The sequence below is a fragment of the Dyella sp. RRB7 genome (assembly GCF_022761115.1).
Lineage (GTDB): Bacteria > Pseudomonadota > Gammaproteobacteria > Xanthomonadales > Rhodanobacteraceae > Dyella.
In genome coordinates, this window is record NZ_JAKWJS010000001.1 from 301,967 (window position 1) to 316,256 (window position 14,290).

Consider the following 14,290-nt stretch of genomic DNA (forward strand, 5'->3'; position numbering starts at 1 on the left):
TGAATCCATTGGGCAAAAACAGGGGATGAAGGCGCAGGAAAAGGTGACCTGGAACGGCACCCGGGCGAGAGCTGCGTCAAAGAACTTTCGTGCCGACTTTTCGTAACGTGACGTCAGTCACACTACGCACTCTGCTGTCAGCGCCGGCCTAAGGTGATGTCAGGCGGCGACCTGCCACTTTACGTCGGTGATGGCGGAACACGAGCCGCTCAAGCGCGTCAGCAGTCACGTCATCCATCGTTTCGAAGCTCACGAAAATGTGACCCTCGTCACGCTCCTGCACGAGTCGTGCCGGCAACTCCAAAGGCAGCGCCAGGCAGCCGTCGAAATGCAGGCGCAGCAGCGCAGTGGCCGCGCCCGACGGCCATAGCGCGCGCGGCAGCAACGCGCCCACGGCGTTGAAGCGCACCGGCTGGCGCGGCGGCAGCTCAGTCCCGCGCTGGAGCAACTGGTCCAGCATGGCCATCAGTACGTTGAGCTTGCTGTCCAGGCGCTGGATATCCTGCGCCACCGGGCTTTCGTCATCCGCGGCATCCAGGCGCCGCTCACTGAACACGGCCAGCGTGCCCAGCACGCTGAGGTTGCGCTCTCGCATGGCGGCCAACTGCAATTCGGAAAGTGGCTGCGGCACGGCGACACAACTGACGTGCAGGCCGTCGTCGTAGCTCACCCGCTCGGAAAATGCCAACCAGGATGCGTCTTGCATGAGCCCTTCGATCGTTGGTCGCGGCATGATCACCGCAGCGCCATTATGCGTGAATGCATGAGGCCACTACGGCGCGCCGCCCACGCTGGGGTCAATCGCTGGCGGCGGCCAGGTAGGTATGCAGGGCGCGCCGGGTATGTTGCTGTTCGCCCAACTGGGTGCCCACCTGATCGTGCGCATGGCCGGCCAAGGCGCGTACTTCTTCATTGTGATCGAGCAGCAGCTGCAGGGTCTCGCGCAGCTCCGGATCGTTGACGGGCAACGCGTACAGCAGTTCATCGCGCAAGGCCATGTCCTGGGCCGCGTGCTCCCAGGCACCGTCACGGGCACGTCCGAGCATGCGGGCGCTGACTTCCACCAGGTCGGACACCGCGTCCATCCTGCTCACGCCGCCACGCCGCGCTGGGAATCGAGGAAGGCCGGGCGGATTTTCTGCCAGGCATCGCGAATCGGGGTCAGCAGCCCCAGAACCTCGTCGAATGCGCGCTCATCGTCGTTGAGCTGCGCACTCAGCATGCGGCGGCCGACATAGTCATAGAGGGCATCAAGCCGCCCGGCGAGCTGGCCACCGACCTCGTGATTGAGGCTGCCGCGCAGTTCGATCAGGATGGCCTGCGCGCGGGCGAAGTGGGCGCCCTTGGCCGGCACGTCGCCACGGCGCAAGGCGCCGCGCGCCTGGTTGATGCGGTCGATCAACCCGTCGTAGAGCAGGCCGGTGAGCTGGTGCCGGTCGGCGCCCTCCACCTTGCCGCGCACGCTGGTGTCCTGGTACATCGCGCTGGCATTGCGCATATAGCCGTAACTCATCGTCGCTTGTCCTCACTCAGCTCTTGGAACTGCTGCTCGAATTGTTCAACTGGGCCAGCGCCGTGGTCAGGTAGCTGCTGGTGCTGTTCAGCGATGACATCATCGTGTCCAGATTGGTGTACTGGGCTTGCAGCTGCTGCTGGTAGACCGCCATGCGCGCGGTCAGCGCGGTCTGCTCGGTCTGCAGCTGGGTCAGCTGGCTGTTGATGCTGGTGATCTGCGCCGGGATGATGCCGGAGCTGGACGTGGTGAACACGTTCAGCGCATTGTTCAACGTGGTGCCATAGCCGGTCGTGCCGCTGAACAGGTTCTGCACCGCGCTGGGGTTGCTGCTCAACGTGCTGTTGAGGGTGGCGCTGTCGATGCTGAGCGTGCCGTCGGCCTGGCGGGTGATGCCGAGGTTCGCCAGGCTGCCGATGCTATTGCCCTTGACCGAGGCACTGAGCACCTGGTTGATCTGGTTCTGTACCTGCGTCATGGTCGAGTTGCCCAGCAGCAAGCCCACCGTGCTGGAACTGGCGTCATAACTGGTCAGGGAGCTCGCCGTCGACACGTAGCTGTTGTAGGCGGTGACGAAGGACTGGATCGCGGTGGAGGCGGCCGAAGTGTTCTGCGCCACCGTCAGCTGGTTGGTGCCGGTCGAGGTGAGATTGAGCGTGACGCCGTCGAGCACACCGGACACCGAGTTCGAGGCGCTGGTGGCCGCGATGCCGTTGATGGTCAGCTTGGCGTCCTGCGCCTCGCTGCTGCCGGCGGTATTGAGCTGGGTGGCCAGCGACTGCAGACCGCTGCTGCTGGTAGCGTTGGCGCTTACCGTGAAGGCGTTGGCCACGCCCGTCTTCTGCGACGTCAGGATCAGCTGCTGGCCGTTGACGCCATTGACGATGGTGGCATTCACGCCCGGATTGGACGATGAGCTGTTGATCGCCGCGGCGATGTCCGACAAGGTGTTGGTGGCCGACACCGCGACGTTCATCGAGTTGGAACCGATCGCGATGGTAAGGGTGCCCGCGCCGACGGCGGTGCCAGTGGCCACGGCGCTGCTGGTACGCGACTGTGCGGTGGCCAGCTGGCTCACCGCCACCGTGTACGTACCCGGCTGGGCACTGCTCATGGTGGTGGCGCTGCCGATGCTGCTGCCGCCGCTGGTGGAAGCGAGCGAGGCGGTGTAGCTCTGATAGGTGCTGGCTGTGGTCAGCGCCGTCAGCGAACTCTGCAGCGAGGTCAGCGCCGAATTCAGCTGGGTCAGGCCGCTCAGCTGGTTGTTCAGCGCCGTGGTCTGGTTGGTGATCGACTGCTGCGGCGCCGCCTGGCGCGCCGCCACCAGGGCGCTGACGATGGAGCTGACATCGAGCCCCGAGCCGATGCCGGCCGAGCTGAGAATCGACTGGCCGGTCGATGAGGTGGAGGACCCGCTGCTCGGCGTGGTCGTGGTCGTCGTCGTGGTGGTACCGGACGAGCCGGAGCTGCTGCCGGTCAGGGCACCGAGCAGGGAACTTAGACTGCTGGAAGTGGCGCTGCTGGTAGTCGTCATCGACAAAATCTCTCTCAGTGGACTTGAAACAGCCCCACTCAAGGGGCTTCCAAGCCGCCGGCAAAACCCTCGTCAGGCAAGGACTTTGCCGGCGGCTCCTGAACCAGCCACCGGGTCGCTTGGCGACCCGGCGACTCGATCCGCCGGCTGGGCCGTGTTCTCCACGGCCCAGTTCGGAGGAGTTACTGCAACAGCTTGAGCACCTGCTGCGGGTTGGAGTTGGCCTGGGCCAGCACCGAGATACCCGCCTGCTGGAGCACCTGCGCCTGGCTCAGTGACGCCGTCTCCGACGCGAAGTCCGCGTCCTGGATGGTCGACTGCGAGGACTGCAGGTTGGTGGTCTGCGCCTGCACCGTGGAGATGGTGGACTGGAAGCGGTTCTGCACCGCGCCCAGCTGCGCCGAGAAGTTGCTCACCGTGGTCAACGCGACGTCGATGCGCGAGATCAGGTCGTTGGCCGAGTCCACCGTCAACACGTTGCCGTTGGCCAGCGAACCACCGGTGCTGGCGTTAGCCGAACCCGCCGTAAAGTTGACCCCGGTGTTGCCGTCAGTGGCGCCGGAGGTGATCACTCCGCTGGTGGAGTCCGAGATGGTCAGCGCATTGCTGGAGTAGAAATTCACGCCGTTGCCAGCCGCATTCACGGCGGCGGTGACGCCGCTGACGCCGGCTGCGTTGATGGTGTCGGACAGGTCCTGCAGGCTGGTGACGCCAGTCAGCTTGACCGCCTTGCCATTGATGGTGAGGGTTTCGGCCGAGAGGTCGCCCACGGCGGCCTGCGCGCCCGAGACCAGACCACCGCTACCGACGGTTCCCAGCGCGGTCGCATCGCCACCACCGAGCGTGGTGCCGCTGGCGAGCACTAGCTGGCCGGATGAATTCACGGTGGCCACGCCAGTCCCGGCTGCGTTGTTGATGGCAGCCGCCAGGCCGCTGACGCTGTGGTAGGTGCCGACGGCGACGTTCACCGCAGTGCCGCCAGTGCCGCCAGTCGTCACGGTGAGAGCACCGGTGCCCGAGCCGCTGCCGGTGCTCACGCTCAGGCCGGCAAACGCGCCGCTGATCGAGCCCGTATTCACTTCCGCCACCTGGCCGATCTGGCTGGCCTTGACGTCGGTGTTGAGGCTGACGCTGATGGTCTGGCCCACGTTCGCGCCGATCTGGAAGCTCTTGGTGCCCAGCGAGCCGTCCAGGATGTTGGAGCCGTTGAACGTGGTCTGGTTGGCGATGCGGGTGATTTCCTGCAGGCGCTGCTGCACTTCCTGGTCGATCGAGGCGCGGTCAGCCGAGGTGTAGGTGCCGTTGGCCGACTGCACCGCCAGGTCACGGATGGCCTGCAGGTTGGAGGTCACCTGATCCAGCGCCGAACCGGCGGTCTGGGCCAGGTTGATCGCGTCCGAAGCGTTGGCGCTGGCCTGGGTCAGGCCACCGATCTGGGTGGTGTACTGCTGCGAGATGGCAAAGCCGGCGGCGTTGTCGGCCGCGCTGTTGATCTTCAGACCCGACGACAGACGCTCCGTGGCCTGGGCCAGCGCGCTCTGCGACTTGCTCAGGTTGTTCTGCGTCTGCAGCGACGAAATATTGGTATTGATAACGAGAGACATGGACTACTCCTACGGGACCGTTGCCGGTTAGTTGGCTTTGTCGTACCAGCGGGAAGATTCCTCACTAGGGAATGCCGTCCGCCTCGGGGAACATTTCGGCCTTGCGTGGGATTACTTGAGTGGTCTAAGCAACACGCGGGCCAAAGTGCGCTACGGCGCACCCTTTCCCCGGCGGCCATGATCAGGCGGCCGGGCCATGACCGGACGATCGGCCACGAGTCCTTGATGCATAAGGCTTTGCACTGATGCCTGTAACGCGCCCACGCCTTGGCACTCCGCTTGCAATCAATCCATGAGCTGCGACGGCACGCGTTGGAAATCCGACGCGATGCCGTTGCGCCATGCCACTTTCTTCGTGCGGCGGCATCGGGAAATCGCCTGGAGTCCAGCGTATGGGCGCCGGCCGGGCCCCGGTCGCCGCGGAAGACGGATGGCACCACCGCGCCGACACGGCGCCAAATTTTCGACACGGCGCCGCGAGGCCCTGGACCACGCATGAGCATTCCTACCGCGACCATCGACCATCCAGAAACCGAGGCAGCGGCCGTGCTGCCGCGGATGAGCGAATTCATCCGCAACGATGCCGGCGTCTGGCAGTCCCCGCATGCCAAGCCCTTCAACTACTCCGACGGCGATGCGACGGAGGAACGCATGTATCGCATCGTCGCCGGCGCCAGCAATACGGACGTCTATTCGTCGGAGCTGGTCAGCCAGATCAACGACTGGCCCAGCGAGTACCACTTCTCGCCCCGCCGCGCCAACGTGATCCGGCTGCTCGACCTGGACGCATCGCACCGCGTGCTCGAACTGGGATGCGGCTGCGGCGCGATCACCAAGGCGCTGGCGGAAACCGGTTGCCGGGTGGATGCCATCGAAGGCTCGCCGCGTCGCGCCCGCGTGGCCGCATCGCGCGTGCGCAACCATCCCAACGCCGCCGTCTACCACTCCAACTTCCAGGACGTGGCGCTGGAGCCGGTATACGACCTGGTCACCCTGATCGGCGTACTCGAATATTCACCGGTCTATCTGGATGCGCCCGACCCCTTCGTCGCCTGCCTGCAGATTGCCCTGAGTGCGCTCAAGCCCGGCGGCACGCTGCTGGTGGCGATCGAGAACAGGATGGGCCTGAAGTACTTCGCCGGCATCTCCGAAGACCATTTCAACCGCCCCTATTACGGCATCGAAGGCCGTTACGGCAAACAGCAGACCACCACCTACGGTCGCCAGGGGCTGGAACGCAAGTTGCGCGCGGCCGGGTTCGGCAACGTCTCGTTCTATTTCCCGTTCCCCGACTACAAACTGCCGGAAGCGCTGGTGTCCGAGCAGGCCCTGGACGAGGACGGCTTTCGCCCCGACGACTTGCTGCAGGGGCTGGACCATCGCGACTACAACCATACCGGCCGGGCCCAGTTCAACCTCGATATGACGTTGCAAAGCCTGCACGAAGAGGGCTTGCTGGGCGACATGGCCAACTCGTTCCTGGTGCTGGCCACGCGTCATGACCCTTCCCCCCTGACCCGTCCCGAACTGCTGGCCCAGAAGTACAGCGATGCGCGCCGTCCCGGTCTCAATTGCGTGACTGACTTCATCAAGGACCGCGATGGGATCGCGGTGATCAAGCAGCCCATCAATCGTGAGGTACTGGCACTCCGGGGCATCGAACATGTGTTTACCCAGGAGCGTTACCAGACCGGTCGCAGCCTGTCGACGCTGATGCGTCGCGCCGCGGTGACCGGGCGCACGGCGGAATTGGTGGAACTGCTCAACCTCTGGTCCGACATGCTGCGGGCCGGCGCTGACGAACAAGGCATGCTGCCGGGCGAGTGGATGGATGTGATCCCATCCAACCTCATCCTGCAGAAGGATGGCCAATGCGCCCACATCGATCGCGAATGGCGCCTGCCCGGCCTCATTCCCGTCAGCACGCCGCTCTACCGCGGCCTGATGATGCTGACCTGGGACCCGGCCTTGGCCACGGTGTTGCCCGAGGGCGATCCGGCCGCCAAGGTCCAGTGGCTATGTCGCGAGGCTGGCTGGGAGTACGACGCGGATGCCTACCAGACCGCGCTGGATATTGACGGCCTGCTGTGGCGCGAGGTGTACGACAACGGTCGCTGGTGGCGCGTGGACAGCTATCGTTTCCGGCCCCAGGTCGGGGCCTTGTCCCGTCCGCTCGACTACGCCGAAATCCTCGCCCGGTGCAGCCCCACGGCAAACCAGTTGCTGGAGGTAGCCCAGGCCACCCGGCCGATCACGCAGCTTCGCATTGGCTACGTCGTCCTGGCCGTCGACGGCAACGAGACGGCCCTGGCGCGCACGCTGCAGAGCATCGCCGGGATATCCCCTGCAGCCCATGCCATCCACGTGCTCGGCAACGTGCCGTTGCCGCCGGCGTTCGAGCATGTCATCGCCATCGAGGCGGACGCGGCGACGGCCCTGCCACGGCTCAATGCCCTGCTGGAGCAGTCGGACGCGGACTGGATCCAATTGGTCGCCGCGGGTGACCAGCTTTCGCCGCTGTTCGCCCACCTGCTGGAGGATCAGCTGGCCCATCACCCCGGGCTCAGCGCCGTTTACACCGACGAAGACAGCTCGTCCAACGGCAGTCCGGCAGCGCCGATTTTCAAGCCCGACCTCAACCTGGATCTGCTGCGCAGCTACCCCTACACGGGCCACTCGCTGGCCATCCGGCGCGAGCACTGCGTGGCGCTGGGAGGTTTCAACGAGGATCCCGCAGGACTCGGCAACCACGACCTGATCTTCCGCCTGATCGAGCGCCACGGCCTGGAATCCATCGGACACATTGCCGAGCCCTTGCTCAACGCAGGCCTGCCGTTCGTGCAGTGGCTGGCCTCGCCCTCGGTGACCGAGCGCTCGGCGAGCGTGGTGTCGTCGCACCTGGACCGGCTGGGCATCGCGCACGACGTGCAGTCCGCCGGCGTACCTGGCATCAACCGTGTGCGCTACACGCACCACCAGCGTCCGCCGGTGTCGATCATCATCCCGACCCGCGACCACATGCCCCTGCTGAACGGTCTGCTCGACAGCCTGCTGGCCAAGACCAGCTACCGCAACTACGAGCTGCTCATCGTCGACAACGATAGCCGCGACCCTGCCACCTGCGCCTACCTCGATGGCATCGAACGGCTGAACAACCCGCAGTTGCGCGTGCTGCGCTGGCCCCATCCGTTCAACTACGCGGCGATCAACAACTTCGCCGCCGCGCAGGCGCGCGGCGAATATCTGCTGCTGCTCAACAACGATACCGCCGTGCTCCACGACGACTGGCTGGAAGCACTGCTCAACCATGCGCAGCGACCGGAGGTCGGCATCGTCGGCGCCAAGCTGCACTACCCCGATGGCCGCATCCAGCATGCCGGCATGGTGCTGGGCCTGCGCGGGGCGGCCAGCCACCCCTTCCTGGGCGACGCCATGGATGCTCCGGGCTACATGCATCGCCTGCTGGTGGACCAGAACTACACGGCCGTTACCGCGGCCTGCCTGATGATACGCAAATCGGTGTATGAGCAGGTCGGCGGTCTCGACGAGACCGAACTCAAGCTGTCGCACAGCGACGTCGACCTGTGCCTGAAAGTGCGCGCCGCCGGCTACCTCACGGTATGGACGCCCTATGCCCGCCTGATGCACGAGGATGGCGCCAGCCATCGCCAGCTGGATAAGACACAGCTCGCCGACCAGATGAAGCGCTTCGAAGACGACCAGCGTGTGATGTACCGCAAGTGGCTGCCCGTGCTGGCGCGCGACCCCGCCTATAACCGCAACCTGAGCCTGGAGGGCAACGGCTACGGCTTGCAGCAGACCCGGCATCTTGCCTGGGAACCGTTCGAGCAAGCGCTGCTGCCGCGCTTTTTCTGCGTCGCGGCGGATGAATTCGGCTGCGGGCATTACCGCATCAGGCAGCCGTTCCAGGCGATGCAGCGTCAAGGCCTCGCCGAAGGTTCGCTCGCCCTGCTGCATCTCAACCCGGTGGCGATGGAGCAGTTCGCACCCACATCGATCGTGCTGCAACGCCAGATCACCCAAAACCAGCTGAAGTTCATGCGCAACTATCGCGAGTTCAGTTCGGCCTTCAAGGTCTACGAACTCGACGACTACCTGCCCAAACTGCCATTGAAGAACCATCACAAGGGCGAGATGCCCAAGGACGTGCTGAAGTCGCTGCGCAAGGCGCTGACCCTGGTCGACCGCTTCGTCGTTTCCACCGCGCCGCTGGCCGAGCAGTTCGTCGGCATGCATGACGATATCCGGGTGGTCCACAACCGTTTGCCCGTCCATTGGTGGCGCGATCTCAGCGCCGTGCGCCGCCGCGGCCCCAAGCCACGCGTGGGCTGGGGTGGCGGATCGAGTCACCGTGGCGACCTGGAAGTGGTCGCGGACGTGGTGCGCGAACTGGCCGGCGAAGTCGACTGGGTGTTCTTCGGCCTATGCCCGCCGAAACTGCGCCCCTACATCAGCGAGTTCCACGAGGGCGTGGCCATCTCACAGTATCCGGCCAAGCTGGCCTCGATGGACCTGGACCTGGCCATCGCGCCGCTGGAAGACCATGTCTTCAACAGCTGCAAGAGCAACCTGCGCCTGCTGGAATACGGCGCGTGCGGCTTTCCCGTGGTGTGCAGCGACATCGAATGCTATCGCGGCGACCTCCCGGTGACCCGCGTGCGCAACCGCTACAAGGACTGGGTCGATGCCATCCGCATGCACCTGGCCGACATGGATGCCTGTGCCCGCATGGGCGACGCACTGCGCGACGCGGTGCGGCGCGACTGGATGCTGGAAGGCGAGCACCTGGTGAACTGGCGCAAGGCCTGGCTGCCGGACTGAGTACACCACGCCTTCAACGACAAACGCCGGCGCTAAGCCGGCGTTTGCTTCCATCGACCGGGCCACGACCTGCGCGGCCCGGAGATACGACGTTACTGCAACAGCTTCAGCACCTGCTGCGGATTGGAGTTGGCCTGGGCCAGCACCGAGATGCCCGCCTGCTGGAGCACCTGCGCCTTGCTCAGCGACGCCGTCTCCGAGGCAAAGTCCGCGTCCTGGATGGTCGACTGCGAGGATTGCAGGTTGGTGGTCTGCGCCTGCACCGTGGAGATGGTGGACTGGAAGCGGTTCTGCACCGCGCCCAGCTGCGCCGAGAAGTTGCTCACCGTGGTCAACGCGACGTCGATGCGCGAGATCAGGTCGTTGGCCGAGTCCACCGTCAGCACGCTGCCGTTGGCCAGCGATCCGGCGGTACCGGCCGAATCGCCCGACTTGTACGCCTGGCCGCTGTTGCCATCGATGGCGTTGCCCGTGATCACCGAGCCCGCGCTGTCGGTGATGCTCAGTGCACCACTGGAGTAGAAATTGACCCCCGTGCCCGCCGCATTCACGGCGGCGCCGACACCGGCGATGCCGGCCGCGTTGATGGCATCGGACAGGTCCTGCAGGCTGGTGACGCCGGTCAGCTTGACGTCCTGGCCATTGATGGTGAGGGTTTGACCCGACAGGTCGCCCACCGCGGTCTGCGCGTTCGGCACCACCCCGGTCGTGCTATCGGGGGTCCCCAGCGTGGTCGCATCGTCGCCGCCCAGCGTGACGCTGCTGTCGAGTACCAGCTGGCCGGATGCATTCACGGTGGCCAACGGCGTGCTGCCCCCTGCCGCGTTGTTGATGGCAGCCGCCAGGCCGCTGACGCTGTGGTAGGTGCCGGCGGCCACGTTCACCGCGGCGCCGCTGCCGACCGCCACGGTCAGGCCGCCGGTGCTGCCCGAGGCCACGCTCAGGCCGGCAAACGTGCTGGCGATCGAGCCGGTATTCACTTCCGCCACCTGGCCGATCTTGCTGGCCTTGACGTTGGTTTCGAGGCTGACGCTGATGGTCTGGCCCACGTTCGCGCCGATCTGGAAGCTCTTGGTCTTCATCGAGCCGTCCAGCACGTTCGAACCGTTGAACGTGGTCTGGTTGGCGATGCGGGTGATTTCCTGCAGGCGCTGCTGCACTTCCTGGTTGATCGAGGCGCGATCGGCATCGGTATAGGTGCCGTTGGCCGACTGCACCGCCAGGTCACGGATCGCCTGCAGGTTGGCGGTCACCTGGTCCAGCGCCGAACCGGCGGTCTGGGCCAGGTTGATCGCATCCGAGGCGTTGGCGCTGGCCTGGCGCAGGCCGCCGACCTGGGTGTTGTACTGCTGCGAGATCGCAAAGCCGGCGGCGTTGTCGGCCGCGCTGTTGATCTTCAGGCCGGAGGACAGGCGTTGGGTGGCCTGGGCCAGCGCGCTCTGCGACTTGCTCAGGTTGTTCTGCGTCTGCAGCGACGAGATATTGGTGTTGATGACGAGAGACATGGATGACTCCTAAAAGACCGTTACCGGCGAATGGGCTGGATTCCTACCGGCGGCACGATTCCATGAAGGTGCGCCCGCCTCAGTAAGATCTTTCGGCCTAATTCGCAAGTTCTTGAGTCTTTGTCTCTCGCTGGGTGCTTTGCTCCGTCTCGTATGGCTCCAGCCCGCGCCCGCTTACTTCAGGTAATCGAACAGGCTCATCGACTTCACCTGCGCAAATAATTGCTGCGATGCCTGCAGCGCCGTCTGCTGCAGCGACAGGTTGCTGATGGCAGTGTACGCATCCACGTTCTGCACATCGGACAGCGCCGTCTGGTAGGTGACGTTGAGGTCCGAATACGTGCTCGACTGCTGCTGCAAGGTATCCAGGCGCCCGCCCACGGCCACCTGCACGTTGCTGATCGAGTTCTGGGTCTGGTCCAGCGACTCGACCTGGCGGTTGAGCGCATTGGTGATCTGGGTGCTCGAACCACCGCTCTGCAGCGCATTGATCATATTGGTCAAGGTGCTGAAGATGTCCTGCGTGCCGCCCGCCTGCACCGATACGGTGTCGCCGGCCGACGGCGTGCCATCCATGCTGATGGACATGCCGTTGAAGCTGATGCTGCCGTCATCGGTATAGGTGCCAGTCACCGGATTACCGCTGCTGTCCAGCACCGCGGCGCCATTGGCGTTGGTGGCGCTCCAGCTACCGCCGGCACCGAAGGTAATGGTGTAGCCGCCGCCGCTGCTGGCAACGCTGCTGTTCCACGCAGACAAGTCGCTGACACTGTTCGCGCCCACCACCAGCGTACCGGTGTTGGACGAGCCGGCGCTGGCCTGGAAGGTGCCGTTGCCGGTCGGGATGTTCATGAACAGGCCGGCGCCCGAATCATTGGTGGCTATCTGCAGGCCCGAGCCCACCGACGTGTGCTGCTGCTGGCCGTTGCCCTGGTAGGTCACCGTACCGTTGGCCCCCACCTGGAACGGCGTAGCGCTGCTGGTACCGGCGAACAGCGCGTTGCCGTTGGCATCGGTGCCATTGGCCAGCTGCACCACCTGCTGGCGGATCTGGCTGATCTGGCTGGCGATGCTGTTGAGGTCGCTGTTGGACATGGTGCCGTTGATCGCCTGCAGCGCCAGCGTGCGCGCCGTGGTCAGCACGGTATTGATGGAACTCAACGTGCTCGACTCGGCGTTGAGGCTGGTCGTCGCGTTGTTGATGTTGCTGGTGTACTGCGTGTTCGCCGCAATGACGTGGTTCAACGACACCACCTGCCCCGCACCCGCCGGATCGTCCGAGGCCACGTTGATGCGCTGCCCGCTGGACACCTGGTTTTCGGTGATGGACAGCGCGCTCTGCTGGGCGAGCATGTTGTTGACCGACTGCTGGTACATCCAGCTGGTGGAAAGGCGCATGGCGTTTATTCCTAGGTGGTCTGCAGCGCGGTAATCAGGCTGGCGAAAATGGTTTGAGATGCGGAGATGACCTGCGCCGACGCCTGGTAGGCCTGCTGGTACTGCACCAGGCTGGCCGCTTCCTGATCGAGGTTCACGCCGGAGACGCTCTGCTGCGAAGACACCGCCTGGTTGTACAGGCTCGTCTGCGTGGTCAGGTTGGTCTGCGCCTGGCTACCCACGGTGCCGATCTGCGTGGTCAGCTGGCCATACGCGGCAACCACCGAGCTGCTGCCACCATTGAGCACGCCGACATCGGCCAGCCCCGCCATGGCCAGCGCGTTGCTGGTGTCGTTGAGGCCATTGCTGTTGGCGCCGATGCTGAAGCTGTCCTTGGCCGCCGGCGTGCCCGAGGGCGTGACGCTCCAGCCATTCGCGCTGATGGTCTGCCCGGGGGCATAGCTGCCGCTGGCCAGCACATTGCCGGAGCTGTCGGTGACCTGATAGCTGTTGGCCGAAGGAAAGCTCAGCGTGGCAGAGCTCAGCAGCGCGGGGTTGGACGCGTTCTGCACGGTCACCGAGCCGATGCTGCCGGTGCCGGTGTTGCCGCTGGTGGGAGTGGCCACCAGCGCAGCCGCCGCGGCAATGCCATTGGGATCGGTCATCACCACGCTGAGCCCGGTGGCGGCCTGCGCGGTCGGCTGGATCTCGAAACTGTCGCCCGCCTTCGCCGAGCCGGACACGCTGAAGGTCAACCCGCCCGCCGACAGCGTGCCATCGGGATTGCTGGTAAGCGCCACGCTCTGCCCGCTGGTGGTCTGCATCTGCCAGGCGCTGCCGTTGTAGCTCAGCACATAGTTGGACGTGCCCAGCTGCGACACATCGCTGATGCTGGCCGACACGCTGGCGCTGCCCTGGTTGGCGCTGCTGGGCAGCACCACCGGCGACGGTACGCTGAACATGGCGCCGCCTTGCGCGCCACTGAGATTCAGGCCCTTGGCCTGCTGGGCGTTCACGCTGCTCGACAAGGCGACCGCGGCGTTGCCCAGCTGGTTCTGCACGTTGTCCAGCACGCTGCTGCGGTAATTGAGCAGCGCGCCAAGGCTGCCGCCGCTCAACTTGCTGCTGACGTCGGTGCCGGTACTGTCGAACACATCGGTACGGGTGGGGTCGTAGGCGTTGTTGCCGGAGGAGAGCGCATACGAGTTGCCGCCATTGACCAGCGCCTGTCCGTTGGCGGCGTACACGCTGATGCTGCCATCGGGCTGGGTCGAGGTGGATACGCCCAGATAGCCCGAAAGGGTCTGCACCAGCGCATCGCGCTGGTCGAGCAGGTCATTCGGGGCGGTGCTGCCGGCCTGGCTGATCTGGGTATTGAGCGCCGCGATGCTGCTGGCCGTGCTGTTGATGCTGTTGACTGTCGTGCTGATCTGGCCGTTGATCTGGCTTTGCTGCAGGCTCAGCTGCTGCCCCAGGGTATTGAATACCGTGGCCAGCGAGCTGGCGCTGCCCAGCGCCGCCTGGCGGCTGGATGTCACGCCCGGCGTGTTGGCCAGCGTGCTGAAGGAGCCGTAGAAGCTGTCCAGCGCATTCTGCAGATTGCCGCTGGCGCTCAGCGCGCTGTTCAGCGTGGTGGCGAGGTCATTGGTGGTGGTCGCGCCCTGCATGCTGGAATTGCTGCTCCACACCGCACTGGTGAGGAAGGCGCTGTAGGCGCGCTGCACCGCCGTCACATTGACGCCGCTGCCGATGGTGTACAGCCCGTTGGAGGACGAGATGTTCTCGCTCTGCACCACCGTCTGCCGGCTGTAGCCGGGCGTACTGGCATTGCTGATGTTGTTGCCGACGGTGTTGAGCGCCACCTGAGCGGCATTCAGCCCCGACACGCCAATACTGAGAAGGTTAGACATGAGTC

9 protein-coding genes are annotated in these 14,290 nt (G+C 65.1%); 1 reads left to right on the forward strand and 8 read right to left on the reverse strand.

Features of this window, described 5'->3' with window-relative positions:
* Nucleotides 1-148 precede the first annotated feature (148 nt).
* From MJ606_RS01505 to MJ606_RS01525, 5 genes are all read right to left on the reverse strand, one after another.
* Nucleotides 149-706 (reverse strand): PilZ domain-containing protein, encoded by a 558-nt coding sequence (locus MJ606_RS01505; protein WP_243047647.1) that lies wholly within the window; start codon nt 704-706, stop codon nt 149-151.
* A gap of 91 nt (nt 707-797) precedes the next feature.
* Complete coding sequence (locus tag MJ606_RS01510) at nt 798-1,085, reverse strand: flagellar protein FliT (RefSeq protein ID WP_243048558.1); 288 nt, start codon at nt 1,083-1,085, stop codon at nt 798-800.
* 5 nt (nt 1,086-1,090) lie between these two features.
* Nucleotides 1,091-1,513: a flagellar export chaperone FliS gene (fliS, locus tag MJ606_RS01515; protein ID WP_243047648.1), complete on the reverse strand. Its 423-nt coding sequence runs from the start codon at nt 1,511-1,513 to the stop codon at nt 1,091-1,093.
* 16 nt (nt 1,514-1,529) lie between these two features.
* Nucleotides 1,530-3,047, reverse strand: coding sequence for a flagellar filament capping protein FliD (gene fliD, locus MJ606_RS01520; RefSeq protein ID WP_243047649.1), 1,518 nt, complete (start codon nt 3,045-3,047; stop codon nt 1,530-1,532).
* A 182-nt stretch (nt 3,048-3,229) separates the two neighbouring features.
* A complete protein-coding gene (locus MJ606_RS01525; RefSeq protein ID WP_243047650.1) occupies nt 3,230-4,651 on the reverse strand; it encodes a flagellin in 1,422 nt (473 codons plus the stop codon).
* 495 nt (nt 4,652-5,146) lie between these two features.
* Here MJ606_RS01525 and MJ606_RS01530 point away from each other — a divergent pair, with 495 nt between their 5' ends.
* Nucleotides 5,147-9,493, forward strand: coding sequence for a glycosyltransferase (locus MJ606_RS01530; protein WP_243047651.1), 4,347 nt, complete (start codon nt 5,147-5,149; stop codon nt 9,491-9,493).
* A gap of 92 nt (nt 9,494-9,585) precedes the next feature.
* Here MJ606_RS01530 and MJ606_RS01535 read toward each other — a convergent pair whose 3' ends face one another.
* The 3 genes from MJ606_RS01535 to flgK all read right to left on the reverse strand — a co-directional run bounded on the left by MJ606_RS01535 (nt 9,586) and on the right by flgK (nt 14,285).
* On the reverse strand, nt 9,586-10,998 hold the full coding sequence (locus MJ606_RS01535; RefSeq protein ID WP_243047652.1) for a flagellin: 1,413 nt from the start codon (nt 10,996-10,998) through the stop codon (nt 9,586-9,588).
* A gap of 174 nt (nt 10,999-11,172) precedes the next feature.
* Entirely contained in the window at nt 11,173-12,396 is a 1,224-nt protein-coding gene (gene flgL / locus MJ606_RS01540; protein WP_243047653.1) for a flagellar hook-associated protein FlgL, read from the reverse strand.
* An 11-nt stretch (nt 12,397-12,407) separates the two neighbouring features.
* Nucleotides 12,408-14,285: a flagellar hook-associated protein FlgK gene (flgK, locus tag MJ606_RS01545; protein ID WP_243047654.1), complete on the reverse strand. Its 1,878-nt coding sequence runs from the start codon at nt 14,283-14,285 to the stop codon at nt 12,408-12,410.
* Between the last annotated feature and the right edge of the window lie 5 nt (nt 14,286-14,290).

Excerpts from the sequence above, each read along its gene's own strand:
- MJ606_RS01505 (WP_243047647.1), bottom strand. The coding sequence starts at position 706 with ATGCAAGACGCATCCTGGTTGGCATTTTCCGAGCGGGTGAGCTACGAC.
- MJ606_RS01510 (WP_243048558.1), bottom strand. The coding sequence starts at position 1,085 with ATGGACGCGGTGTCCGACCTGGTGGAAGTCAGCGCCCGCATGCTCGGA.
- fliS (WP_243047648.1), bottom strand. The coding sequence starts at position 1,513 with ATGAGTTACGGCTATATGCGCAATGCCAGCGCGATGTACCAGGACACC.
- fliD (WP_243047649.1), bottom strand. The coding sequence starts at position 3,047 with ATGACGACTACCAGCAGCGCCACTTCCAGCAGTCTAAGTTCCCTGCTC.
- MJ606_RS01525 (WP_243047650.1), bottom strand. The coding sequence starts at position 4,651 with ATGTCTCTCGTTATCAATACCAATATTTCGTCGCTGCAGACGCAGAAC.
- MJ606_RS01530 (WP_243047651.1), top strand. The coding sequence starts at position 5,147 with ATGAGCATTCCTACCGCGACCATCGACCATCCAGAAACCGAGGCAGCG.
- MJ606_RS01535 (WP_243047652.1), bottom strand. The coding sequence starts at position 10,998 with ATGTCTCTCGTCATCAACACCAATATCTCGTCGCTGCAGACGCAGAAC.
- flgL (WP_243047653.1), bottom strand. The coding sequence starts at position 12,396 with ATGCGCCTTTCCACCAGCTGGATGTACCAGCAGTCGGTCAACAACATG.
- flgK (WP_243047654.1), bottom strand. The coding sequence starts at position 14,285 with ATGTCTAACCTTCTCAGTATTGGCGTGTCGGGGCTGAATGCCGCTCAG.